At 66.2% G+C, this 23,652-nt stretch carries 21 protein-coding genes and 3 pseudogenes; 13 read left to right on the top strand and 11 right to left on the bottom strand.

The window, feature by feature from the left end:
• Positions 1-26: 26 nt before the first annotated feature.
• Together RI578_RS00665 and RI578_RS00670 are read right to left on the bottom strand one after the other, a co-directional pair.
• Entirely contained in the window at positions 27-965 is a 939-nt protein-coding gene (locus RI578_RS00665) for a helix-turn-helix transcriptional regulator (RefSeq protein ID WP_310869172.1), read from the bottom strand.
• An 84-nt stretch (positions 966-1,049) separates the two neighbouring features.
• Positions 1,050-1,286 carry a DUF397 domain-containing protein gene (locus tag RI578_RS00670; RefSeq protein WP_310869173.1) on the bottom strand — a complete coding sequence of 79 codons (237 nt, stop codon included), beginning with the start codon at positions 1,284-1,286 and terminating at the stop codon, positions 1,050-1,052.
• A gap of 1,437 nt (positions 1,287-2,723) precedes the next feature.
• Here RI578_RS00670 and RI578_RS00675 point away from each other — a divergent pair.
• Positions 2,724-3,383 (top strand): HNH endonuclease family protein, encoded by a 660-nt coding sequence (locus tag RI578_RS00675; protein WP_310869174.1) that lies wholly within the window; start codon positions 2,724-2,726, stop codon positions 3,381-3,383.
• 91 nt (positions 3,384-3,474) lie between these two features.
• Here RI578_RS00675 and RI578_RS00680 read toward each other — a convergent pair whose 3' ends face one another.
• Positions 3,475-3,978 carry a lamin tail domain-containing protein gene (locus RI578_RS00680; protein ID WP_310869175.1) on the bottom strand — a complete coding sequence of 168 codons (504 nt, stop codon included), beginning with the start codon at positions 3,976-3,978 and terminating at the stop codon, positions 3,475-3,477.
• Between the two features lie 208 nt (positions 3,979-4,186).
• Between RI578_RS00680 and RI578_RS00685 the strand changes: the two genes are divergently transcribed.
• Both RI578_RS00685 and RI578_RS00690 read left to right on the top strand, forming a co-directional pair.
• Complete coding sequence (locus RI578_RS00685; RefSeq protein ID WP_310869176.1) at positions 4,187-4,456, top strand: DUF6207 family protein; 270 nt, start codon at positions 4,187-4,189, stop codon at positions 4,454-4,456.
• Between the two features lie 458 nt (positions 4,457-4,914).
• Positions 4,915-6,006, top strand: coding sequence for a hypothetical protein (locus tag RI578_RS00690; protein WP_310869177.1), 1,092 nt, complete (start codon positions 4,915-4,917; stop codon positions 6,004-6,006).
• Positions 6,007-6,016: 10 nt separating this feature from the next.
• Here RI578_RS00690 and RI578_RS00695 read toward each other — a convergent pair whose 3' ends face one another.
• Positions 6,017-6,220 carry a hypothetical protein gene (locus RI578_RS00695; protein WP_310869178.1) on the bottom strand — a complete coding sequence of 68 codons (204 nt, stop codon included), beginning with the start codon at positions 6,218-6,220 and terminating at the stop codon, positions 6,017-6,019.
• Between the two features lie 543 nt (positions 6,221-6,763).
• Here RI578_RS00695 and RI578_RS00700 point away from each other — a divergent pair.
• Positions 6,764-6,928, top strand: coding sequence for a hypothetical protein (locus RI578_RS00700; RefSeq protein ID WP_310869179.1), 165 nt, complete (start codon positions 6,764-6,766; stop codon positions 6,926-6,928).
• Positions 6,929-7,101: 173 nt separating this feature from the next.
• Here the strand turns inward: RI578_RS00700 and RI578_RS00705 are convergent.
• Positions 7,102-7,947, bottom strand: a pseudogene (locus tag RI578_RS00705) (IS5 family transposase).
• A 526-nt stretch (positions 7,948-8,473) separates the two neighbouring features.
• Between RI578_RS00705 and RI578_RS00710 the strand changes: the two are divergent.
• On the top strand, positions 8,474-9,700 hold the full coding sequence (locus RI578_RS00710; RefSeq protein ID WP_310869180.1) for a hypothetical protein: 1,227 nt from the start codon (positions 8,474-8,476) through the stop codon (positions 9,698-9,700).
• 224 nt (positions 9,701-9,924) lie between these two features.
• Here RI578_RS00710 and RI578_RS00715 read toward each other — a convergent pair whose 3' ends face one another.
• Both RI578_RS00715 and RI578_RS00720 read right to left on the bottom strand, forming a co-directional pair.
• Positions 9,925-10,575, bottom strand: a complete 651-nt coding sequence (locus tag RI578_RS00715) for a pentapeptide repeat-containing protein (protein ID WP_310869181.1) — start codon at positions 10,573-10,575, stop codon at positions 9,925-9,927.
• Between the two features lie 74 nt (positions 10,576-10,649).
• Positions 10,650-11,234, bottom strand: coding sequence for a hypothetical protein (locus tag RI578_RS00720; RefSeq protein WP_310869182.1), 585 nt, complete (start codon positions 11,232-11,234; stop codon positions 10,650-10,652).
• A gap of 180 nt (positions 11,235-11,414) precedes the next feature.
• On the opposite strand from RI578_RS00720, the gene RI578_RS00725 reads away from it, so the two are divergent.
• Complete coding sequence (locus tag RI578_RS00725; RefSeq protein ID WP_310869183.1) at positions 11,415-12,374, top strand: IS481 family transposase; 960 nt, start codon at positions 11,415-11,417, stop codon at positions 12,372-12,374.
• Between the two features lie 251 nt (positions 12,375-12,625).
• Positions 12,626-13,381 carry a class I SAM-dependent methyltransferase gene (locus RI578_RS00730; protein ID WP_310875627.1) on the top strand — a complete coding sequence of 252 codons (756 nt, stop codon included), beginning with the start codon at positions 12,626-12,628 and terminating at the stop codon, positions 13,379-13,381.
• A gap of 912 nt (positions 13,382-14,293) precedes the next feature.
• Here RI578_RS00730 and RI578_RS00740 read toward each other — a convergent pair.
• Together RI578_RS00740 and RI578_RS00745 are read right to left on the bottom strand one after the other, a co-directional pair.
• The gene (locus tag RI578_RS00740) at positions 14,294-14,737 is read right to left on the bottom strand and encodes a nuclear transport factor 2 family protein (protein WP_310869184.1); all 444 of its coding nucleotides are present in this window, start codon (positions 14,735-14,737) and stop codon (positions 14,294-14,296) included.
• 542 nt (positions 14,738-15,279) lie between these two features.
• Entirely contained in the window at positions 15,280-15,600 is a 321-nt protein-coding gene (locus RI578_RS00745) for a MerR family transcriptional regulator (RefSeq protein ID WP_310869185.1), read from the bottom strand.
• A gap of 613 nt (positions 15,601-16,213) precedes the next feature.
• On the opposite strand from RI578_RS00745, the gene RI578_RS00750 reads away from it, so the two are divergent.
• From RI578_RS00750 to RI578_RS00770, 5 genes and pseudogenes are all read left to right on the top strand, one after another.
• A complete protein-coding gene (locus RI578_RS00750) occupies positions 16,214-16,630 on the top strand; it encodes an ATP-binding protein (RefSeq protein WP_310869186.1) in 417 nt (138 codons plus the stop codon).
• A gap of 102 nt (positions 16,631-16,732) precedes the next feature.
• The gene (locus RI578_RS00755; protein ID WP_310869187.1) at positions 16,733-17,119 is read left to right on the top strand and encodes an FhaA domain-containing protein; all 387 of its coding nucleotides are present in this window, start codon (positions 16,733-16,735) and stop codon (positions 17,117-17,119) included.
• A 230-nt stretch (positions 17,120-17,349) separates the two neighbouring features.
• A complete protein-coding gene (locus tag RI578_RS00760) occupies positions 17,350-18,381 on the top strand; it encodes a protein kinase family protein (RefSeq protein ID WP_310869188.1) in 1,032 nt (343 codons plus the stop codon).
• Positions 18,382-18,557: 176 nt separating this feature from the next.
• Positions 18,558-19,691 (top strand): annotated as a pseudogene (locus RI578_RS00765) (IS630 family transposase).
• Positions 19,692-19,788: 97 nt separating this feature from the next.
• Positions 19,789-20,223 carry a VOC family protein gene (locus tag RI578_RS00770; RefSeq protein WP_310869189.1) on the top strand — a complete coding sequence of 145 codons (435 nt, stop codon included), beginning with the start codon at positions 19,789-19,791 and terminating at the stop codon, positions 20,221-20,223.
• A gap of 1,051 nt (positions 20,224-21,274) precedes the next feature.
• On the opposite strand, the pseudogene RI578_RS00775 reads toward RI578_RS00770, so the two are convergent.
• Positions 21,275-22,039, bottom strand: a pseudogene (locus RI578_RS00775) (IS5 family transposase).
• 457 nt (positions 22,040-22,496) lie between these two features.
• Between RI578_RS00775 and RI578_RS00780 the strand changes: the two are divergent.
• The gene (locus tag RI578_RS00780; RefSeq protein ID WP_310869190.1) at positions 22,497-23,066 is read left to right on the top strand and encodes a dienelactone hydrolase family protein; all 570 of its coding nucleotides are present in this window, start codon (positions 22,497-22,499) and stop codon (positions 23,064-23,066) included.
• Between the two features lie 94 nt (positions 23,067-23,160).
• On the opposite strand, the gene RI578_RS42640 is transcribed toward RI578_RS00780, so the two are convergent.
• Entirely contained in the window at positions 23,161-23,256 is a 96-nt protein-coding gene (locus RI578_RS42640) for a transposase (protein WP_399059199.1), read from the bottom strand.
• Positions 23,257-23,652: the final 396 nt, after the last annotated feature.

A 23,652-nucleotide genomic window follows, 5' to 3' on the forward strand; every position in this document is an offset into this window, starting at 1 on the left:
CTGCAAGGCGGATCTTCAAGGCGGGGTCAGACTGGCTCCTCGGCGTGGGCCGCATAGCGGTCCCGTGCCTGCTCCAGCATGGCCCGGCTGTCTTTCCTTCGGGCCGAGGCCTTCGCCAGATTGAGCAGGACCAGCCGGTACTGCTCAATCTCGGCGGTCCTGCTGAGGTACATCGCGCTGTCGATCAACTCCACATAGACGAGCTCCGAGGGCCCGCCGTCACCGAAAGTCAGGTGGGTGATGGGGTAGCTGGGTGCTGCGCTGGCGCTGCGGTCGAAGGGCACGACGCGGATGTTGATCCGGCCTTGGTCCGACAGCTGGATGAGATGGTCGAGTTGGCGGCTCATCACAGCAGGCCCGCCTACGGGCCGCAGGAGGATCCCTTCGTCCAGCATGGCGATGATGTCGGGCCGCTGAGGGCTGCGGATGATGCGCTGGCGTTCCAGGCGGAGCCGGACCCGGCGCTCCACCTCTTCCGGCCCCGCTCCGGGCAGACCGTTGGTGACCAGGGCCCGCGTGTATTCCATGGTCTGCAGCAAGCCCGGGACGACGTGGTTCTCATAGCAGTAGATGCGGGTTGCGCCGGCCTCGAGACCGATCAGCCGTTTGAGCCAGTTGGGCGTCACGTCGCTGTACTGCTGCCACCAGGCGTTGTCCTTGGCCTGTTGCAGGAGGGCTTCGATCTCGTGCACCCGGTCGCCGGCCAGCCGGTAGTGCGCTACCAGGTCCCGCACGTCGCGGTCCTTGGGCGGGCTTTCACCCCGCTCCAGACGGCTGAGCTTGGAGACCGAGCCGCGGATGACCGGGGCCACGTCCCGCAGAGCGAGATTGCGCTCCTTGCGGGCCTGGCGCAGCGCCTCCCCCAGCAGGCGGGCCGCCACCTCCGGCCTGGCGTTCTGCCCGGTGCTCCCGGGCACCGGTGCCGCGGCGGCCTCATGCAACCCGGAACCGGAACCGTCGGACATGCCAGCCCCCCTGCGAAACGGCCTTGGATCCGCGCCAGTTTCGCAGACTCGCATACTGCGTGTCCGACGGTTGCGGTCGGCCCGTCAGCCGGTCAGGTGGTCGAACTCGCCGGCCTTGGCCCCGGCCAGGAACGCGGTGATCTCCGCCGGGGAGTACACCAGTGCCGGACCATGGGGGTCACGGGAGTTGCGCAGGGCCACTCCCCCGCCGGGCAAGGCCGCCACTTCAACACAGTTGCCGCCCGTAGCGTTGCTGTGACTGCTCTTGATCCACAGCGCTCCGCTGATGTTCTGCGCCGGAAGCCCGTTGCGGTACTGCACAGCCGTCACCTTCTCTGGTCGCTCGACGATGCCCCACCGAACGAGTCCCTCGAGGGCTCCGCACACGGACCTCTGCATTGCTTCGCGGGACATGGGATCCCATATGCAATTGCACGGAGGGTGGGTTGCCAGGATCGTAGCCGCCTCAGCGGCGACGCGGTGTCCCCCGAAAGAGGCACACGGTGAACAGATATCACCGCGCCGACCAGGCGTGATGCGACTGAAGGCATGCCAGGGCAACGACCGCGCCCTGCGCCTGTACATGAGCAGGCGCGGGCTGTTCGTTCAGGCAGGGCCGAGCACTCAGGCAGCAGAAGACGTACCGATGTTCGATGAACACGCTGACTTTCGGGTCTCTGCGGCGCGATGAGGCTCCCGCAGCGCGCTGGCGCTTGAGTGCGTGTCCAGTTGAGCGTTCTCAGGCATGCGGCAACGCTAGCGGCCGGCACTGACAACGGCTCTGACGTGCGGCTGCACTCGTACGGGCCGACTGCGCCGGCTCCACTCGATGTAGACCTCCACCGGATGCTGGGCGGCCACCCGTCCTAGGTCAAGATCACCCGCTGAGAGGGAGGCTCGCACATGAGACTCCTGGTCGAACAGTATGGGAGCCCTCCATGGCCTTCGCTTCATCGAGGCAGAGGATGCCGACGCCTACCTCGACGACGCAGCCGCCATGGGCTTCGCACGCCAGCTGGTAGTGGCCGGGAACGGCTACCATCAGTAGCTCTACAGCTTTCAGGCGAACACTCCGGCCAGGTCGGCATCCGTATCCGGGAGACCCTCCCTCCGCTCCGGGCGAGGTCGAAGGCCGCCTCTTAATCACCCTCTCAGTCCGAGACCGGAACCCTGGTCGTCAATCAGCTCGGCCTTGGCCCCGCAGAGAGACGGACTTGCCCCGCCCAGGTGTGCGTCGGGGAGCTGCCTGATGGACCTGCCGCCAGGCCATGGGCAGCCTTCGCGAAGCGGCACTGCGAGATCTGGCCGCGTCTGGACGGCGGCCCCCCTGTCGGACAGCTGGCGGCACACCGCACACACCGAGCGCTACGTCCTCGACCTGGCATGGGAAGACAACCGTCCCCACGGGACATCGAGGACGACCGATAGTTCCAAGAACGGAGTTGCCGACGTTGCGGCATCCAAATCCGTCCGCGGCAGCCCTATGCACAGCAGGCCCCAGGAGATCATTCCCGCGCCGGGCGCCGGCGCACTTCGCAGGGCACAGGCGCTTCTGCCACGCCGAGTACACCGTGGCCAGGGCCTGCTACGGCCGTCGCTCGAGCAGCTGCGGGCACTCATGGAGGAAGCAGCTCCATTCATTCAGTGATCAGCTGCGGCTGGATCGAGGCTGGAGCCGGTATGACATTTCCACTCACACGGGCGGCGCACTCGGCAAATGGCTGATCGCGCCCCGGCGTTGGCCGCTATCAACGGTCCATGGTCATCTCTGTGCTGCGCGGCCTGGCCGCCGCGTCCCTCGCCCTTCTGTCCGTCGCCGCTTCCACGCCGGTCCACGCGGCGGAGACGCTGCCGCTCGCTGAAGCGGTCAGCCGCCTGCCGGTCGCGGCCGAGTCCCGTGAGGGCTACGACCGTGACGCCTTCCGCCACTGGAACACCGGCGACGATCCGGCCGACGGCTGCTCCACCCGCAACGAGGTCCTGCTCGACGAGGCCGTCGAGCCGCCTACGGTCGGGCCCCGGTGCCGGCTGTCGGGGGGACAATGGTGGTCCTACTACGACCAGGTGTGGGTGACCTCGGCCTCCGGACTCGACATCGACCACATGGTGCCCCTGGCGGAGAGCTGGGACAGCGGCGCCTCCGCATGGACATCCGAGCGGCGTGAGGCGTACGCCAACGACCAGGGCTCGGCCACCAGTCTGGTTGCGGTCACGGCCCGCTCGAACCGGTCCAAGGCCGACCAGGACCCGGCCCAGTGGCTGCCGCCGGCCACCGAGGTGCACTGCCGGTACATCGCCGAGTGGGTGGGCACAAAGCTGCGCTGGAACCTGAGCGCGGACGAGACCGAGGTGGCAGCCCTGCAGGAGGCTGCGATCGGCTGCCCGGAGCAGAGCGTGGCCTACGAGCCCGTCGCATAGTTCCCAGCTCGCCGCAGGGCGGGCGGTGATACGCAAGCGGATCGGCCGCCGGGCGTGTGCCCGGCGGCCGCTTTTCCCGTGGGGGGCCGATTCAGCCGTGGTAGGTGATGTAGCCGTTGCGGTCCTTGTCGTTGGCCTTCTGGGTGTAGGCGTGGACGTCGGCGCGGGCCCCGGTGGGCTTGTAGAAGTAGATGGTGTCCTTGTCGTTGTTCCAGATGAAGTTGCAGTTCTGGCGGTAGACGACGTTCTTGGCGTCCGAGTCGGTGCCGCGGCCCCCGCGCAGGCTCACCTGGTCGCCGGGATGCAGCGTGTGGCTGTTCTTGAAGGTGAAGGAGTTGCCGGCGGCGTCCTTGACCTTGTAGCCCTTCAGGTTCACGGTCGCCGTCTTCGAGTAGTTCTTGATCGTCAGGTACTCGGCAGCGGTGTTGCCGCCAGAGCACTTGTTGGAGTCCCGGCCCGGGGCGTCGTACTGCACGCCCTTGATCTTCAGGGCCGAGGAATACTCGGCGGCCTGCGCCGGAACGGCCATGGCCAGGCCGAGAGCGGTGATGGCCGCCGTGGTCGCGGCAGCGGTCAGAGTGCGCCTGATGCGCATGAGGAATCCCCCCTTCAGTGGTGCGAATGGAGCGCCCGGAGCCTACCGGACGTGATCAGGTAGTGGAGGTCGAGTGGAGAAAACGTGACTACTCATTGCCCGGACGAGGCGGATTCCTCCTGCGACGCGTCCCCGGATAAACGGCGATGCACGACGTATCCCGCTCGTAAACTGATGCGGCCGATCCGGCCCAGGCACGCTCGTGAGGGTGAATACAGACAGCATCCAGAACCGCCGTGTTGAGCGAGGCGTCGTCCCGGGCATGGAAGCGATCAACGAAGTACACGTGTCCGAACCCGGGCTGATCGTGGTCGATGTCGCCGCAGCCGACGACGCGACTGCATTCGCCTTTCACACGGCCCTGGCCTCCCGATGGGCCACAACATCCGTGGAATGCACAACTCGCGAGGCCGGGCAGCCGGGTGTGCGACTGCGTTGTTACCTCGACCTGCGCCAGTCGCCCCTCGATCCGCCCTGAAGCCGCCCACAGCTGCTATTGAGGCGGCTACGGCGTGACCGCGGTGATTGGCGCCGGGTCCTCACCACCGACCACACATCTCACTCTCTGGCTGCGCCCTGGGCATACCTCAACTTGTCCCGCAGCAGCTGTGGGCTGCCCTGACCCCACCGATGCCCGCTTGCAACCACATACTGCCCAGTGGAGCCGAGAGAACGAGATATTCCACCAGGGACGCCGCCCTGGCGCCGGCGGTGGAGTCTCGGGTTGAACCACAGGCCTCTGAGCGTCCAAACGACCTTCACGACAGTTGGGCGGACGAGCCTGACGCCGAGGATGTCCATCGACGACCGAGAGCACCGCCGATGCGGGCGCGGTACCGCCAGCTGGCACAAGGCCGTCGGGTAGACCGTCCATGGCGTCCAGTGCCCCGCGCTGACGCCCGCGGATTCGGCTATGCCCTTTCGTACCTTGAGCACATGGTGAGAACACAACCTGGCGCGGCCGACAGCCACTTGATCCGGATCGTCGCCGTGTCCGGACTGAAGCTGAGCCCGTACCAGCTGGAGCGATGGCGTACGGCCGGGCTGGTACCCCGGCGTTCAGAGACGCAGGTGACGATCGGTGGACGCACGGTTCACGCGCCGCAGACAGTCGCTCTCGTTGCGGGCCTTCTGGTTTGCGCTCCGCGGTGCCGGAGCAATGATGATCTGGCACTGCTGGCGTGGTTCAACCAGGTCCCGGTGCCCTTGGATCCTGTACGTGCAGCCCTGCTCAAGGCCTACTTTCCTTACTACAGCAAGGCCCGTGAGAGGGAGAACGAGGCATTGCAACGGATCCCGGCCGAGCACCGCGGGCAGGAGGGGCCGTGGTACGACTGGGCAGAGGCGGCAGCCTCCGTGGACATGGACAACAGATCGGCTGTCCAGCAGATGAGGGCCAATCTCCGGCGCCGCCGGGATCTGGTGACTGCATCACGCACCGAGCTCGATGGGCGGGTCTGCGGCGTGCTCACCTGGCTGAATGCGCCGGCCCTGCCGACGCACGACGGCGTGTTCATGGCCGACTTGCGGTCGGCCATGGCCTTCGACGGACCACCCGAGCAGTCGCGTGCAGCGTGGCTGCTCGCCGCGCACTACCACAGCGAACAGCTCGCGGACCGCGGCGAGACATCGGGGGCAGAGCGGCTTAGCACCTTCCTGGCCGTGACCGACAAGGAACTGGGCTTCCTGCGGGAGCAGGTGTGTGAGTCTTTGGACGCTGTGGGACGCATGGCGTCGGAGGGACGCCTTCGCCATGTCGAGGTGGAATCCGCCGGGATGGCTCGCATGGCGGGCCGCATGCTCGTGGAATGGACGACCGCGCGCCGGGCTCACCCGCCGGGATCACGCCCTGCCCAGGTGCTTGTGGACAGTCTGCGCAGCCTGTGGTCCCTGTGCTCGACCGATTCCGTCGGGGAGGGCCGCGGAGCGTTTGAGCGCCGGACCCGGTCCGGCTGTGAGGGGGGGGCCGGCACCCTAAAGGAGGCGGCAGACCTCTCCGATACGGAGCGCCCGGATGGTGGCCGATGACGGCGGGCCTCTACCCGTCCGTCTGCAGGTCCAGGACCTTACGGACGGCGACAGCGAAAGCCGAGATGAGCGTGTCGAGCCAGTTCTGCTGTTCAACCAGGTCTTCCCGCAGGCTGCTTACGTCGAGACCGTTGCCGCGTGCCTCAAGGATGTCCATAAGAACCATTGCTATTTCGCACGATGCGTCCCGCAGTTCCTCGGCTGCCGCGACCACCTAGTCTGGTCCTTCCACCATGACCATGGGCAGGGCGCGTAGTACTACGTCCACGGCTTGCCACAGCGGGAGGAAGAAGGAGGGTTCTCGGTCCAGGACCTGAACGAGGCATTCGATTTTCAGCCAACCTGATATTGCCTGATGTCGGCACCCGTCGTTCGTGAGTGCCAACCGTAATGATGTGGGGCCTCAAGGCTGAGCACTCTTCGGCTGCCCTCGAAGAGCAACCCGCACAGCGGACCCAAGTGAGGAACAGGACGATGCTGGAGGGTGCGCTGGTAGCGGGCGAATGTATCGCCCGAGCTGCCATGTGCAACAAGTAGATGTAATCCACACCTCAACAGGACGATGTCAACTCGCTGCATCATCAGGGAGCGGCCCCCCGCTCACGACGGAGGGCCGCTGATCGATGACCGTCCCGATCGAGGAGGAATCATCAACATCGAGCCTACGCGGCGAGAATCCGCTCAGCCGCCTGCAGCCAGCGCGACGAACCGCATCAGCCTCCCAGGTCCTCTCACAGTCGCAGGTGGTGGCGGAATCATGGCGCTCCTGACAGGCGCAAGCAGTGGCCTGGTCCCCGCCCTCACCATCGAAATCCTCATCCTCGTCCTGCTTCTCTTGGTCGCCGTGCCAGCCGTCTGGTCCCGCAACCCCGAACGGCGCGCGGCCTCGAAGGAGGTGCTTAGCAGCCTGCTTGGTCGATGACCTGGAACTCTCGCCAGCTGGGCCCGCTGCGCTCACTGGGCAGGTGTCACTGCCACACCGTCAGCACACCTCGCCCATGGGGAGGGAACCGCGAATGAGTGCCGCTGCTAGATGCCTAGTCACAGCACTGTGCCTAGCGCCGCGGCCTCTAGAGGGTCTAGGCCTCGTTTGGATCAGCGGGCGGACCAGAGGAAGATACCCGCAATATGAGGTCCGGCGAGGTAGATGGTGGCGGTCTCCTCGTAGCGGGTGGCGATGCCGCGCCACTGCTTCAGGCGGTTGATGCACCGCTCAACGGCGTTGCGTTGCTTGTATGCCTCGCGGTCGAAGGCCGGCGGTCTGCCGCCGGCCTGTCCGCGCTGTCGCCGGTTGGCCTGCTGGTCGGCCCGTTCCAGTATCACCGTGCGGATGCCGCGCCTGCGCAGGTGGTCGCGGATCGCGCGGGAGGAGTACGCCTTGCCGGCCAGGAGCAGGCCCGGCCTGGTGCGGGGCCGTCCAAAAGGGCGGGGAACGCCGCAGGCGGGCCGTGACGTCCGTGAAGGCGGGTGCGTCGCCGGCCTGGCCGGCGGTGAGGACGAACGCCAGCGGCCGGCACCGGCCGTCGGCCGCGAGGTGGATCTTCGTGGTCAGTCCGCCGCGAGACCGGCCGATGGCGTGATCGTTCGGCTCGTCGGCTGGCGCCCCTTCTTGCGGGCCCCGGCCGCGTGCTGGTGAGCGCGCACGATGGTGGAGTCCACGGACACGGCCCAGCTGACGTCTTCATTCGCGTCGGCCTTGGCCACCAGGGCGGTGAACACCCGCTCCCACGTGCCGTCGACGGCCCACATCCGCAGCCGGTTGTAGACGCCCCGCCAGTTGCCGTACTTCTCTGGCAGGTGCACCCTCTGGGTACCGGTCTGGAACTTGAAGGCGATCGCGTCGATCACCTCCCGATGGTCCCGCCAGCGGCCACCCCGCTTCGGCGTCCGGTCCGGGAGCAACGGCTCGATCCGCGCCCACTGCGCATCAGTCAACGGCACACCCGGACCAACGACCGGCTGATCCAAACCAAATGGCTTAGCCGGACTCCAAGCCGCGCACGGAGGAGGCCAGCGAGGGCTGTGCCGGTGACCGGACTCGCCCACCGGCACACCGGCGAAGGGCGCCGACCACGAAGGGCATGCATGTCAGGGTGCGCTCCGGCGCCCGTCCTGGAGGCCTGTCGGCGAAGTTCACCCCATGGTGCGGCGACAATACGAACGTGAGTTCGGGATTGGAACGTGAGCGTCCTCTTCCGGGTTGTTCACAGCGCCTGCGCGGCGCGGCCCGGTCAGGAAGCAGGTCGCGCCTGGCAGCCTCCGGCCCATGTGCTCCAGCATTGATGTCGCCGTGCGGGCCGACGGTGCGCTCTATACCTCCCCGGCGCTACGGGTCTTGTGGAATGTGCGTTCGTGCGAGGTCGCAACGATCGTGTGCCCGACCTGCGGGGCGGCCAGGCGCGCCCCGTGCCGCACTCTGCGGGACCGTCCCACGGCCGCCCTGCATCGCGGCCGCACCGTCCGCTATGTGAAGATGCGCTTCGCCCTCGACCTGGCCGAGCCGCACGAGCGGCCTGTCCGCTACCGGGCCGGTCCCGTGCTCTCCGGAGTGGGTCTCAAGGCCACCCGTGTGCCGCACCAGCAGCCGTGGCGGCTCCCCCTGCATGAGCTGGCGGATCTGGTCAACGTGAGCTTCTTTGACCTGGCAAAGGTGGTCACGGCGCACGCGTGCGGGCTTCAGCGCACCGGTCTGGACGAGTTGCTCTTCGGTCCGGACCGCATCGAGCAGAGTATCGATGCCCTTACCTACGCGATGCACGACCGGCAGATCCGGCGCGAGGTCTGCGTCCTGTCCGGCAGGCGTCGCGAGGAAGTGGAGGATCTGGCCGTGCAGGAGCGGGCCGTGCGGGACAGGCTGCGTGATGCGGAGCGGCGCCTCAAGGGGCAGCGTGTCGCGGAGCTGACCGCCGCGGGGGTCCTTCCTTTCCCCGCGGCGACCGACGACTCCCGGCGTCTGGCGCGGGCGTGGCTGGGCCGGTATCTCCCGGACGAGAAGGAGGCGCTGGTGCGCCGACTCGCTGCGGACGCGGGGGTCGCGCCCTCGGCCGCCGTCCATATCCGCTCCATCCCGGAGAAGATCACACGCTGCATCGACAACGGATGGCTCATCGCCCCTCTCACCGGCGCGGTGCGCGAGCTGATCGAGCTCGACGGGCTGGCCTTCCGGCGGCGTCTCATCGCCGACGCCGCACAGCAGGACGCCCGCGACGACGCACTGTGCCACCCTCTGGTGCTCAACCGGTGGCGCGACCAGCTCACCGAGGCCCTCGCCGAGACCGCCCCGAGCGCGGCCAACCCCCACACCAAGCACCTGCACGACCTCACGCTCACGAGCCCGCCGCGAAGCGCCACACAACTCGGACAACTCCACGACCGGCGACGCCTGTTCGCCGCACTGCTGCAACGCCGCTCCGAGTCCGTCCGGCTGATCACCGCGCTCAACGACGGCATGTCCATGGCCGAGCACCAGGATCCCAGCTACGAGCTGCTGAAGAAGGCCGGGGACCAGGCCTACGACGAACTTGTCCGCCGCCACCCCGACCTCTACCGGCACATCCGCGCACACCTGGCCCGGTACGAGACGCGCTACGGACGCCTGCAACTCACCGAGCCGCGATCCCATCTGCGCGCCCGGATCTACGACGAGCTCGACCGCATGCGCCCAGCGCGTCTGGCCGCGCCCGCGCGCCGCTGACACCCTGCGGAGCCAGCCTACCCAGTGGCTGAGCACTCCGTCTCACTGGCAAGCTGGGGGCCGTGCTGCGGGGAGGGATTGGAACTCAGGTACCTCTTGTGTGCTGGTGCGTCACATGGTCGGCGCCTACATCCCGTTCTGCCCTGCGCCCCACGAACTCGCCTCACTTGTCCCGATTGCTGGGCTGGGAAGCAGCGTGAGCATCGGCACGGCCTCAAGTTGTCCTAATCCGGGCCCGCTTTTTCATCGGCTGCCTCGCACTTGTCTATCCGGTCCTTGACCTGTTGCTCGCTGGCCAGCCTCGCGGGGATCCTTGTGTCCTTGGTGAGGTGCGCCTTGAGGAGCTGGCCGACGACCAGACCGCGGGCGGAAGTAAGGTCGGCGGGAGCGAGGTCGGCATCCGTGAGGTCGGCGTGGGCCAGGTTGGAGCCGCCGAGTCGGGCACCGGTGAGGTCTGCTTCCGCGAGAGTCGCGCCGACGAGGTCGGCGTCCGTTAGGTCTGCGCCTTCCAGGTTCGCTCCTCTCAATACGGCGTGCTCAAGCTGCGTATGCCTCAGAACGGCCTTCATGAGGAGCGCACCCGTCAGGTCGGCGCCGGTCATGGACGCGTAGCCGAAGTCGACTTGGGCGACGTCCGCCCCTACCAGGACGGCGTCTGTGAGAACAGCGTTCGTGAATTTGGTGCCCACGACACTCGCTCCGGTGAAGTCGGCCGTCGGGGCGATCACGTTGGACAGGTCTCCATCCCAGAAAACAGCTCCGTTCAGCGTGGTCGCTGCCAGGTGGGCGCCGGTGAGCACGGCGTCGTCCAGTCGGGCGCCCGTGAGCTCGGCCTGCCGCAGGTTCGCGTCGCTCAGGTCGGCGTCGCGGATCATGGCCCCGGTGAGACGGGCCCCACGCAGGTCAGTCACAAGATGGCCGCGCCCCGTCGGCTGGCGCCCGAGGACGGTCAGGGCCGCCAGGACGTCAGGGACCAGGACCTCAACCGATTCCGCAGGCTCCCGGTCTGCGGCTCTTGCGCTTCCCCTGCCGGTCTGCTGCCACTGCGTGCCAACGTGCGCACGAAGGCCGAGAGCACCTCGACGACTGCCCTGTGGTCCCTCTCGCTGTCGTTCATGATCCGCTTGAGACTGTAGATGCCACCGAGCCTCTCGTGGAGGTTGCCGGACCCGAGCAGCTTGATCGCTTCGACGTACCGCTCGGTGACCTGCCCCTCACGCGTCAGTGTCGCCTGCTCCCGGTCCTTCTCGCGCACATGGGCGAACTGCTCCTGGCTGTGCTCGTACAGCTTCTCGGCATGCCGGTGGGTGCGATGGGTGTAGTAAAGCCCGAGCGCGGCGACCGCCCCGGCCCCAAGCGCGACGAGCATGGGCCGGAAGCCGGTGATGATGACGCCGTCGGCGGGCTGGAGATCCTCCTTTCGGAGGTGAGGGCCGTCGGCCCACCACGGTCCGCGCCACATGAGAAGGGCATAGGCGAGCGCTGCGACCACGCCCACTACGGCGAGGCCCAAGCGTCGGGTCTGCGGCTTCATGCAGTGAATGATGGCCGAGGACGCAACCCCGCACTCGTGAACACGAATCTTCTGAGGCGGCGTTGAGCATCACGTCGATGCACCCGGGCTGCGGGGGACCTCTCGGAGCAATCCCGCCTGTCGGTCTAAAACTGACGATCATCGTTGACACCTGGGTCTCCGATCACTACGGAGATCCACATGCCGAAGCCCATCCCCACCACCCCGCCGCTTGACCGTGAGGCCAAGCGGCGCCTGGCCGTCATACGCGACGTCGAAGAAGTCACCGGGAACGTCGCGATCTCCTGCCGCTACTTCGGAATCAGCCGGCAGGCGTACTACACCTGGTACCGCCGCTACCAGGATGAGGGCGTCGACGGCCTGCGCACGCGCTCCAAGGCTCCGAAGACCTCTCCTAACGCGACCCACGTCGAGGTGGTCGGGAAGATCATCTACCTGCGGCAGAACTACCACTTCGGGCCCGAGAAGATCGCCATGTACCTCAAGCGGTACCACGACGTCACCATCAGCAAGTCCGGCGTCTGGCGCATCCTCAACCGCCTCGACATGGGCCGCCTGCCGACCTCCCACCGCTACAAGCGCCACGACCGCAGATGGAAGCGGTACGAGAAGCAGCTGCCCGGCCACCGCGTGCAGATCGACGTGAAGTTCATCGAGCCGCTCGCCTCGATGCCCCAGGGGCGCCGCGGCGGCCGCAACAAGTATTACCAGTTCAACGCCATCGACGACTGCACCCGCCTGCGCGTCCTGCGCATCTTCCCGACGCTGAACCAGAACACAGCCATCCAGTTCCTCGACTACGTCCTCCAACGCCTACCGTTCCAGGTCGAGGTCATCCAGACCGACAACGGCGCCGAGTTCCAGTCCGCCTTCCACTGGCACGTCCTCGACAAGGGCATCGCCCACACCTACATCAAGCCCCGCACACCGCGGCTGAACGGCAAGGTCGAACGATCCCACCGCATTGACGCCGAGGAGTTCTACCGGCTCCTCGACGGCGTCGTCATCGACGACGCCGAGGTCTTCAGCGACAAACTGCGCGAGTGGGAGGACTACTACAACTACCATCGCCCCCACGGCGGCCTGGGCGGCCAGACGCCCTACGAACGCCTCAAGCAGAAAACCACGGCCCAGGCGTAATCGGTGATCGTCAGTGGCACACCGACACTCCTTCACTGAGCACATTCACCTTGCCACCGCAACCCCGCGAGTGACACTACTTCTCACGAACAACTTCCCAGCTAACCAGCCGGTGACATCCACTCAGACGGACAACTGACAACCCACAAACACCGTCAGAGCCATCCTTGCGAAAACCATTGGTGCCCGGCTTGCTCCGCTGATGAGCTGACGTCCTACCGTGAGTCTGCCGCGTGACGGAGGTAGTGATTGTGACAGGCTATGACGTGCTTGCCGAGGTGTACGAATGGCTCATCTCGGATGCAAAGTTGCCTCCAGCCGAGTTCGCTGCGTCGTTCGACGACGTCCTCGATCTCCTGCCGTCGAACGCTCACGTCCTCGACTGTTCGTGCGGAACCGGACAGTTGGCGGTTGGTCTCGCCGGTCGTGGCATGCAGGTGGTCGCAACTGACGCCAGCGAGGCGATGGTTCGTCGGACTGCAGAGTTGTCCAAGGAGTTCGGGGCATCCGTCCGGGCCGTACGGGCGAACTGGGAAGAGTTGCCCGACCATTTCCAGGACAACACATTCGACATGGTGTTCTGCGTTGGCAACTCGCTTCACCATGCCGCGGGCGCGACAGGTAGGGGTGCTGCTCTGGAGTCGATGTCACGGCTTCTGCGCCCCGGCGGGCGCTTGGTACTCACATCCCGCACTTGGGAACTCGTGAGGGCCAGAGGTTCCCGGCTGGAGATCAGTGACCGACTCGTCCGCCGGAACGGTCGCGATGCCGTCGTGGTCTACCGCTGGGAGATTGCGCCGCATTGGGAGGAGGAGCACCACATCGAGATTGCGATCGCGCAAGTTGATGCGACCGGGTTGGTTCTTGTCCGCTCGGAACTGCTGTCCTGCTGGCCCTACCGGAACGAGGAACTCGAAGCCGAGCTGCACCGGGTCGGACTCCAAACGGAACTGAGCACGTTCGATCTTGAGGCCGAGAACTACATGGTGGTCGCGAGCAAGGTATAAACACCGGACTCTCAGTCCCTGGCCGGACCGCGCGGTTGCTCGCAGGACGCTTGCGCCCTCTCCTCGGTTCGGGTTCAAGTGGTCAACGCAACGCCTCGGACGAGGAGTGCTCGTCGATCAGACGGCGGTAGATCCGGGGTGACGGTGTGGCGCTGTTTCCTGGTCGCGTCCAGATCAATGAGCAGGATCTCGTCGATCAGCAGCGTGAACGGATCCAGCTTCGACGGCCGCGCCGAAGCGGTTGTCGTGCGTGACCACCGCGCCTGCCGGAATCTCGACCACCCGCAAACCCGGCCGGTCGGCCTCACCGTCCCCGAGTACCTGAAAACCCGCGCGAACGAGGGCAGACGTCACCTGTCGCACGAGTTCAACAGGCAAGTACACCACGATCCGCGCATACCCGCGACCGATCCGATCATGCCAGGTCTGCGAGGACGGCCCCCAGGATGTCGCGCGCCCGGCCGGGAGAAGAGGTCGGCCACTCCGGCCGGGCACGGCTCGGCCAGGCAGGGCAGTCGGGCCGGTACAGGTCAGCGTCGGCCAGTGGCTCCAAGGTTCGCTCACCACCTCGCCACGGCGTCAGCGTCGCACCACTGGCACAGTGAGCTGCGGGCCCCGGCTTGGTATCGGTGGGTCGGCCGCTGGCGTTTGCGGCAGCACCCGACCTGGTCGCCGGGACAGGTACGCGTCGAGGTATCAGGCTCGGCCGCTCACCGGGAACACGGCAGTCGTTTTGACCCGGCCGACTACCGTGAGCGTCACGCGGCCGAGTGCGGGATCAACCGCCTCAAGAAGCACCGCGCTGTCGCCACCCGATTCGACAAGCCGGCGGTCCGCTAAGTGGCGACCGGCCTCGTCGCGGCTATCAACGAGCGTCTGTGAGCGCCGTCTTCGCGATTGACCCGGTGGCCTTCACCATTTCTCCGCTTCGAATGCCTGGGCGATGGCCAGGCTGTCCTCGTAGACATGGTGCCGGGTGACGAGGCCGTCTTCGACGGTGAGGTGCAGAGCGAACCGCGCCTGGTAGGCGCGTCCAGTGGGCCGGGCGGTCTGACGGATCTCGCCCAGCACGACCGCGTCGCTTCCGTCGATGAGGATACGCTCGACCTCAGTCGCCACATACTCCGGCACGTGGTACTCGGCAAGCTCGCGACAGTGGGCGGCCGCGTCGGCCCGGGTGGACCGGTGACGGATCCACGGCGTGGCAGTACGGCCATGCTCGGCCTCTGGCCAGTCCAGCTTCCAATCGCCCTGTTCGGCATACAGCTCGGCGATGCGCTCGGGGTCGCCCTCGCCAATTCTACGCAACAACTCCTCAACCACAGTGCGCGTGTTCGTAGGCTGGGCTATGGACATGGCCGACCTCTCCGTCCCGGTCCGCATCCTCCGACGCGGAGAGATCACCAACCCTGCCAGCGTGGGCACGCCTAGACGATTACCTCGGAAGTAAGGCGAGCGGATCGGCAAGATCCACTTTCGATACAGTCCTGCACCCGCTTTGAAGAATAGATATTCGGACCCTGCACTGTTCACATGTGGACGGCACAGAGTCATGGACCTCATACCACCTGGAGCGGCACCCCGCCCGCGGTCGCCGGAGCACGAACGGTAGCCGACACCCATCGCCAACGGTGTCCGGTTCATGGTCAGCGGACTGTTCATCAACGCCGCACGGCAGCTCCCGCCCCCAGACTCCTGGAGGTAGAGGTTCTGGAAACGCGGCCGCATGGCGGGAATCACCATCTGGGACAGCTTCCGCGCCATCTCCCTGCCCCGGTCGGCAGCCCCGCGAGCGTCCTAGCGAACGGACTGGATGAGCCGGTGTTGGATGGTGGTGGGCGGTGCGTCCGAACACGGCCGGTCGGCAGGTTCGTGTATGCCCGGCGCGCTCAAGCTGATCAGTTTGTTTGGGTGCGTAGTTGCTCGTTGATGCGCTGGGCTTCTTCGAGTTGGTCTTCGAGGACGATGATCCGGCAGGCGGCTTCGACGGCGGTGCCGGCGTCGACGAGTTCGCGGGCGCGGGCGGCGATGCGTAGTTGGTAGCGGGAGTAGCGGCGGTGGCCGCCTTCGGAGCGCAGTGGGGTGATGAGGCGGTGTTCGCCGAGGGCGCGGAGGAAGGCGGGGGTGGTGCCGAGCATGTCGGCGGCTCGGCCCATGGTGTAGGCGGGGTAGTCGTCGTCATCGAGAGGGGTGGCGGGGCGGGTACTGCGAGGGGGCATAGACCTCTTCTTCCGTGGACGCGTCGGGGGGCCCGGGCGCCGACTGGCGCCCGGGCCCCGAGCTTTCAACACCATCTGCCGGCTGACGTCAGCCGGTTTTCTTTGTCCGCTGCGGTCCGCCTGGGAGGGCGGGGCTGCGGGGATCGCGGATGCGTGACCGGGGACCACCTTCCAATCCGGGGCCTGCGGTACCCGGGCGGTCTTGCCTGGCCCGGGCGATCCTGATGGCGTTCGGCTCCTTACCTGTTTCGGTTGATCCGTCTGTACTGCTGGGTTGCGCGGTACTGCTGTGCGGCCCCTGGGGCCGCTCGGCCCGGCAGCCAGTGGAGGAACCCGCCACTTCCGGCTCCGCCACTCCGCTGCCGTGCCATCTCCTTTGACCTGCCGCGCGGCAGTTCGTCTCTGCCGCGCCCGTCGACTTCTGGGCTACGACGAAAACGTTAGCCGGAGGCGACGCCAATGTCTACAGCGGACACAACAGGTTTACTCCATCCGTGGCCCCGGGGATTCTGTCTCTTTTGCACTCGGAAGGAGTACCTGCCTGGTTGAAGACCGATCGCGGGGGCACAAGCCCGACTCAGCAGTGCAACCGACCAGACGGGGTGCTTTGCGCATGAGCGAGACGGAAACAACCCATACCGCGTCCGCTGCGAGGCCCGTGGTGGTGGAGGACGACAGCCCTGCCGGTGTCCCCCGCGCCCGCGAGGTGGCCCGCACCTTCGCCGACAACCTCGAACCGGCCCCGGCGGCCGAGACAGCGGAAACTCTCGCCCTGGTGGTGTCCGAACTGGCCACCAACGCACTCCGGCACGGCGGCGGCCGCTACCGAATGCGCCTGCACGCCGACCAGGACACGCTGCACGTCGCCATGAGCGACCCCAACCCCACGCCCCCGCGAGAACGGACTCCTGACCTCAACGGCGGCACCGGCGGCTTCGGCTGGCACATGGTCCGCCGCCTCACCAGCAGCATCGCCATCACCCACGGACCCGGGCTTGGCAAAACCATTCACGCAACCCTCCCACGGTGACCACCGCCGGCCGTCAACGCTCTGTGTCTGCCGTGCGGTTGCCCAGCCGACACCACTCCTGCGGGTGAGCCTGCGCGACAGACCACGGCGCAGGCGCCCCCGATGAGACTCTTACGCACGAGCGAACGCGCCATGGAACGCTGGGCAACGCATGCATGGGGCCGCCTGCTTCCCGCCAAGCCAGGACGGGGCGAAGTCGTGGACAGGCTCAAGAGGCAGTGCGACGACAAAGCCCTGCTCCTCGGCCGACAGCACATCGTGGCGCCCAACGCCTTCGTCGTCGAACTTCCCCCGGCAATCCACCGGCAGCTTGCCGAGAGCCCCTTGCCAGGGGCGCCCGTCCTCGTCCACCAGGTGTGCCGGCATGCCACCGAACAGGGATACACCTTCGCCGGTCCCGCCACGATCGACCTCCGGCCCGCTCCGGGTGACACACCCGCCCGGTTCCTCGTTCACAGCCGCATCAGTCCGGCGCGGAGCCGCCCATAACCCTGGGCGCACCGCTCCTGTGGGCACGGCCCGGCATCTGGAGCCGCTGGAACACCTGTCCCGCATCGTCGCCGCTACCGCCGCTGACTGCTGCGCGGGCCGGAGCGCGCTGGCCGGGGTGCAATTAAGCCCGCTTTACTGGTGAAGAGGCAGTGATCTGGTACTGCACTATTCGTGCGGGTGCAGACTGAGGTGGGCACCCAGGGGAGGCCGCAGTGAAGTGTCCAGACATGTCGCGCGGCGCGCGCCTGACTGCTCATCGGGCGGTCGCTGCGTTCCTCGCCTCGCACAGTGACCACGCTCTGCACGCGTTCCTGAAGACGGCACTGCCGGTCGGGTCTGGCATCGGCGGGAAGTCGGCCCTGGTGGAAGTCGCCGGCACTCCGGTCTTCGTGAAGCGCGTGCCCCTCACCGACTTGGAGAGGCAATTTGAGCACGCCGAGTCCACGGCGAACCTGTTCGATCTGCCGGTTTTCTGTCACTACGGCGTCGGTGCCATCGGAGGTCCGGGCTTCGGAGCCTGGCGTGAGCTCGCGGTGCACACCATGACGACGAACTGGGTGCTCGAGGCGGAGCATGAGGGCTTTCCCCTGATGTACCACTGGCGGGTACTGCCGGACTCAGCGCCACTTCCCGAAGAACTGGCCGACATCGAACGGGCCGTCGCCTACTGGGGCGACGCGCCGCAGGTGCGCAGGCGGATTCACGCCCTCCAGGAAGCCTCGGCGAGCGTCGCACTGTTCTTGGAGTACATCCCACAGAACCTGCACCAGTGGCTCGATGCGCAGATCGAAGCAGGAGACGAGAGCACTGACCGGGCCGCCACCATGGTGGAGTCGGCACTGGAGGCCGGGACCTCGTTCATGAACAGCCGCGGGCTCCTGCACTTCGACGCCCACTTCGAGAACATCCTGACCGATGGCCGGCGTCTCTACTTCGCGGACTACGGCCTTGCCGTCTCGTCCGACTTCGACCTGTCACCGGAAGAGATCGCCTTCTTCGACCAGCACCAGACCTACGACCGCCACTACACCGCTACATACCTGGTCAACTGGCTGGTCACCGCCCTCCACGGGTACTCGAAACAAAACCGGGACGGCCGCTACGCCCTGGTACGGGCCTACGCCGAAGGCCAACGCCCCGAGGGAGTACCAGAAGCGACCGCGGCCATCCTCGCCCGTAACGCTCCCGTCGCTGCAGTGATGTCGGACTTCATCCGCCGGTTTCAGGGTCAGAGTAGGCAGACTCCATACCCGCACTAAGCACGTTTCACTGGTGAAGACGCAGTGTTCCAACTCTGCGACATTCGGCTGCTCGTACCTCTCCGAGCTAGTGCTGTGACCGGGGCGCCTAGTGCCTCGTCAGAGAACGTTCGCCTAGATGTGACGCGCCGCCCCCGGTGTCGTCTGGGGTGACGTGGTCGCGGCATGCTGTTCGGGTGGCTGAACGAGTGCACGTCCGCGAGATTTATGACGACGAGGGCGCAAGACTGCTGCGGATCATCCGCAAGGGCTCGGGGCCGATGGTGACCTGGCGACGGGCTCAGATGGTGTTGCTGTCCGCGCAAGGGATGCCGGTGGCGAGAATCGCCGAGGTGTTGTTCACCAGCGCGGACCGGGGCCGCGACGTGATCCACAACTTCAACGCCGACGGCTTCGCCTTGCTCTACCCGAAGTACAAGGTCGGACGCCCGAGGACCTTCACGCTTCCCGAACGCCGCGAGATCAAGAAGATCGCGAAGTCCAAACCCACCGAGCACGACCTGCCGTTCTCGACCTGGAGCCTGGCCAAACTGGCAGACTTCCTGGTTGCCGAGGAGGTGGTCGACGACATCAGCCACGGGGGCCTGCTCATCTACTCCGCGAGGAAGGCGTCACCTTTCAACGCCTGAAGACCTGGAAGACCTCCCGCGACCCCGACTACGCGGCGAAGAAGGCCCGCGTCGAGCACCTCTACGCGATCGCCGACGCCGAGGTCATACCCGAGCCCGAGGAGCCGAAGTCGTGTTCCGCATGGACGAACTCGGGCCCCTCAACCTGATGTGCCCCACTCGGGCCGGCAGTGGGCCGAACAAGGCGGCAGGCACAAAAATCCCGACCGAGAGCCCCGTCGCAGGCGCCGGGCGACCTATAACCGCTACGACGGAGTGCGGCACCTCTTCGCCGCACTCGACCTGGCCAAGAACAAGCTCTACGGCCACATCAAGCCCGTCAAGAAGCGCACCCAGTTCCTGGAGTTCTGCCGCTACCTGCGCACCCTCTACCCACCCCAGGTCCGTATCGCGATCGTCTGCGACAGCTTCTCCCCGCACCTCACCACGAAGAGGTGCCAACGAGTCGGCACCTGGGCCGCGGAGGACAACGTCGAGATCGCCTACACCCCGACCCACAGTTCCTGGCTCAACCACATCGAGGCCCAGTTCACCGCCCTGCGCTACTTCACCCTCGATGGCACCGACCACACAAGCCACAAGGAACAGGGCAGCATGATCCGCCGCTACATCATCTGGCGAAACCGCCACGCCGACGACCGCCGCCTACGCGTGGCCGTCGACAAGGCAAACGTTGCCTGACGCGGCGCTAGCTCGTGTCCGGCCGATCACGACGGACCGGAGATGGCCGCTCTGTTGGTCGTGGAGCATTGTCAGAGGTGCGCTGTACGGTCCTGCCATGGCAGCCCAAATCGATCTGACACTTGATTGCGCGGATGCACAGCTCCTTGCTGCGTTCTGGAAGACGGCACTGGGTTACGTTGACGAGACCCCGCCCGCTCCCTTCAAGACACGCGAGGAGTGGCTTGCGCAGTTCGACCTCCCGGAGGATGACACTGAGGACGACGGTGCGTGGCTCTGCGACCCCGATGGCGTCGGCCCGCGCCTGTCCATCCTCAAAGTCCCGGAGCCCAAGACGGCAAAGAGCCGGCTCCACATCGACGTCCGGGTGCCTGGACACGGCAGCTCTGAGGAGCGGTGGGCGCGGATCAAGGCAGAGTCCGAGCGCATGGTGGAGGCGGGTGGGAAGGTCCTGCAGGAGTTCGACGGACACCACATCGTGATGTCCGACCCGGAGGGCAATGAGTTCTGCGTTGCCTCAGCGAAGCCATAGTCGCAGTGAGCCTTTTCCAACCTCAGGTTGAGGCGTGATGGAGGGCGACGATGGCCTTCAAGATGTCGGTGATCCGGTTGGTGCTTGCAGCATCTTTCCCCCCCGCCCCAGCCTGTCCACCAGGCTGATCCCGCATCAGCCGGAGTCGCCCCGGCGCCCGTCTTGCGGCCCCGAGCGTGCCGACTGCACAGTAGGAAGCGATCGTCTCGCGACAGGGGTTGAAGTCGGTACCCCAATCACGTCATGGAGCTTCTATGACACGTACTCTCCGCGACCCGGATCACGCGATCGAGCTGTCCTTACCACCTGGGGAACACCGCATCGTGACAACGGTGCAGGTTGGGAGCTGGATCGCCTTTTTCCTATGTGTTGGCCTAACCACGTACGCACTGGTCATTCGCAGCGACGTCGACCATCGGAGCCCTTCCGGTACAACACCTGGCGCAGAGCAGTCAGCGGCCTGCGAGATCTGCGGAGATGACGACCCGCAGGGACAAAAGAGGGCGGAGAAGAACAAGCCGCGATCGTTGTGCATGCGTCTCCTGATAAGCAGGTCAGCGTCACCGTCATCTGCCGCATGTGTCGGTACCGAGATAATCGCATCAGAGACCGGATTGGCGTACGCGATTTACTGGAGCGCATACCCGAGTGGCTGGACCATGCTCCGCGCGCACGACGTTCCGTGGAATCCGGCCACTACATAACCGGATACGACGACTACCAGATCATCGAGAGGGAAGCATTTACGGAGTATTTTGCAAGATCATTCGTCGCTGGTGGGTTCGGGGGTGAGGGGGCCTCCCCCTCTACACTTCACTCCTGATGCCTCCCGCGCATTGCCCAAGAAGTACGCAAATGCTGTGCAGCGCACCAAGTTTTCTACCAAAGATCAACTCGTAGGGTTCAGCCACGTGGGAGATGTCTATCTCCTGTCTGATGGCCGAGTGCTCATCGAATGGAGAAGTGACGGCAGCTTTGATTTCTCACGGTAACCACACAGCCGAGATTCAGCCCCGCACCCGAGAGCCGCAACAGTAAGCGTCTATCGACCTCAGTTTGAGCAGGTCAGGTGCAGGGTGAGGACAGCCTGAACGAGGCTGGTGAGCGGGTGGTGGAGCATCGGAGCTTGCGCAGGAGGCGCCAGGTCTTGAGGGTGGCCATGGCTTGCTCGACGAGCGCACGGATCTTCGCGTTGGCTCGGTCGACGGCCTGTTGACCTGCAGTCAGCGTCTCCCAGCGACCCCAGTAGGGCACGCGTACGGTGCCGCCGGCGCCTCGGTAAGCCTTATCGGCCCAGCACGCCACACCTGCTTCCTCCAGGGCGTCGATGATGCCGTGCTCACGGGCCGAGCGAACGTCGTGGACAGCGCCAGGCATTGCGGGTGAGGCCCACAGCAGTCGGCCTGCTGGATCGGCGATCACCTGCACGTTCATGCCGTGCTTCTTGTGTTTCCCGGAGTAGAAGGGCCGGTCGGCGGCGATCCTGTCGATCGGCAGCAGCGTGCCGTCCAGGAGCACGAACGCCTTGGTGGAGGCGGTCTTCATCGCTTCGGCGAGGATCGGTGCGAGGGCGGCCAGCACATCGATGGCCTCGGCGATGTACCGGTAGGCGATGGCGGTACCGACGCCGAAACCAGCGGCGAGCTCGGCGTAGGTAATGGTCGGAGCGCAGGTGCGCGAGAACGAGCAGGGCCTGGCGGCCCGCGCTCACGCGGCGCCATCGTGTTCCGCGTTCCTGACGGCGTGCCCGCAGGCGGGCGGACAGGTAACGCAGGGTCGAGGTGGACACATCGATGCCGGACGGGTAGACAAGCACGCGGAAGCTCCTGGTTGGACAGGCGATCTTGGTCGTGAACCCGTCTACCAGGAGCTTCTTCACGTCCAGACACCGCCCCTCCGTCCAACTACCCACCCACTCCGTCAGAAAAGGCTCGGTGATGTATGAAGCCGGGCCATGCTTTCACCCGTGGCGGCGGGCGCACAGGGTCTGACCCAGAGCCCGGCGTACCGGCAGGGGCATGCGGTCTTCGACCGTCGTGGCGACCAGTTGTCGGGCCATGGTGTGCAGTTAGATGTTGCGGTGCTGGGAGACGGTCACCAGCATTTCCCGCACCGGCCCGTCCGTGCGCACCCGCCGCTCGTCCTGCGGGGCACGGAGGTGAACTGCCTGCCGCGCACTCATGAGCTGTGAGATGGTCGGGTGCTGAGTGAGGTCCCAGCGTCCTGGTGCGTTGTCGGAACAGTCGATCAAGAAGTGAAGGACACCGCGAAATATGGCTGAGGTTGTGCTCTACCATCACGTCCAGGGCTTGACTGACGGCGTCCGGGCGTTCGCCGACGACCTGCGGCGGGCCGGCCACACCGTACACACTCCGGATCTGTTCGAGGGCCGCACCTTCGCCGGCCTTGAGGAGGGCATGGGGTTTGCGCGGGAATTCGGGTTCGACGCCCTCAGAGAACGTGGTGCGGCGGCGGCCGAGGACCTCGGTCCGGAACTGGTGTACGCCGGCTTCTCGTTCGGCGTGATGATCGCCCAGAAGCTCGCGCAGACGCGGCCCGGCGCACGTGGAGCACTGCTGATGCACTCCTGCATCCCCGTCACCGAGTACGGGGAGTCCTGGCCCGACAGTGTGCCGGTGCAGATCCACGGCAAGGAGGGCGACGAGTTCTTCGCCGAAGACCTGCCCGCGGCGCGCGAGCTGGCCAAGTCAGCATCGGCTGCAGAGCTGTTCATCTACCCCGGCGAACAACACCTGTTCACCGACTCCTCCCTCGATGCCTTCGACGCGGAGGCCTCCAAGCTGCTGCTGGAGCGCGTGCGGACGTTCCTCACCTCGATCTGACCCCGCCGCGAACCGGTGGCCGCTCTCGTGCCGTTTCTGTGTGAACCGCGCCGCAAGCGGGCGCCCGCAGCCTGGTCCGTCTCGTCGACGCCGGTCAGGCGCTTTGCCGCTTCTTGGCGGTCTCCGATTCGAAGGAGCCGTCGCGGTCGCGGGGCACGGTTATCTCCACCGGGCCGATGTCGGTCAGCACAGTCTTGGGCGTTTGCAGTTGCGGGGGTTGCCGCCGTTCTTGCCAGCCGCGTCGTGTCATAGCCGAGGTGGTTGGTGATCTCGCCTACCAGGGTGGACTCCAACAGCCGCTTGGTCAGCTGCTGCCGCAGCCCGCCCGCGCCGGTCAGTTGCAGGCCCTCCGCCTGGGCGCGGCCCACCGGCTCGTCGTCGATCAACTGGTCGTTCACGGCCTTTCGGCGACGTAGCGTTCGTGGGCTCCACGGCCTTTCGGCGACGTAGCGTTCGTGGGCTCCACGGCCTTCGACGCGGACACGTTCCTACTGGTCACCGATGCAGCTTCCTTGATCGGGAGTTACACCGGACGTCCGGCTCTTCCAAATAGGCGTTGATCGTTCCAGTGATCTGCCACGAGGAG

It is taken from the genome of Streptomyces sp. BB1-1-1 (assembly GCF_031597775.1).
Taxonomy (GTDB): domain Bacteria; phylum Actinomycetota; class Actinomycetes; order Streptomycetales; family Streptomycetaceae; genus Streptomyces; species Streptomyces thinghirensis.

Excerpts from the sequence above, each read along its gene's own strand:
- RI578_RS00665 (WP_310869172.1), bottom strand. The coding sequence starts at position 965 with ATGTCCGACGGTTCCGGTTCCGGGTTGCATGAGGCCGCCGCGGCACCG.
- RI578_RS00675 (WP_310869174.1), top strand. The coding sequence starts at position 2,724 with ATGGTCATCTCTGTGCTGCGCGGCCTGGCCGCCGCGTCCCTCGCCCTT.
- RI578_RS00680 (WP_310869175.1), bottom strand. The coding sequence starts at position 3,978 with ATGCGCATCAGGCGCACTCTGACCGCTGCCGCGACCACGGCGGCCATC.
- RI578_RS00690 (WP_310869177.1), top strand. The coding sequence starts at position 4,915 with ATGGTGAGAACACAACCTGGCGCGGCCGACAGCCACTTGATCCGGATC.
- RI578_RS00700 (WP_310869179.1), top strand. The coding sequence starts at position 6,764 with ATGGCGCTCCTGACAGGCGCAAGCAGTGGCCTGGTCCCCGCCCTCACC.
- RI578_RS00715 (WP_310869181.1), bottom strand. The coding sequence starts at position 10,575 with ATGATCCGCGACGCCGACCTGAGCGACGCGAACCTGCGGCAGGCCGAG.
- RI578_RS00720 (WP_310869182.1), bottom strand. The coding sequence starts at position 11,234 with ATGAAGCCGCAGACCCGACGCTTGGGCCTCGCCGTAGTGGGCGTGGTC.
- RI578_RS00725 (WP_310869183.1), top strand. The coding sequence starts at position 11,415 with ATGCCGAAGCCCATCCCCACCACCCCGCCGCTTGACCGTGAGGCCAAG.
- RI578_RS00740 (WP_310869184.1), bottom strand. The coding sequence starts at position 14,737 with ATGTCCATAGCCCAGCCTACGAACACGCGCACTGTGGTTGAGGAGTTG.
- RI578_RS00745 (WP_310869185.1), bottom strand. The coding sequence starts at position 15,600 with ATGCCCCCTCGCAGTACCCGCCCCGCCACCCCTCTCGATGACGACGAC.
- RI578_RS00750 (WP_310869186.1), top strand. The coding sequence starts at position 16,214 with ATGAGCGAGACGGAAACAACCCATACCGCGTCCGCTGCGAGGCCCGTG.
- RI578_RS00755 (WP_310869187.1), top strand. The coding sequence starts at position 16,733 with ATGAGACTCTTACGCACGAGCGAACGCGCCATGGAACGCTGGGCAACG.
- RI578_RS00760 (WP_310869188.1), top strand. The coding sequence starts at position 17,350 with ATGTCGCGCGGCGCGCGCCTGACTGCTCATCGGGCGGTCGCTGCGTTC.
- RI578_RS00770 (WP_310869189.1), top strand. The coding sequence starts at position 19,789 with ATGGCAGCCCAAATCGATCTGACACTTGATTGCGCGGATGCACAGCTC.
- RI578_RS00780 (WP_310869190.1), top strand. The coding sequence starts at position 22,497 with ATGGCTGAGGTTGTGCTCTACCATCACGTCCAGGGCTTGACTGACGGC.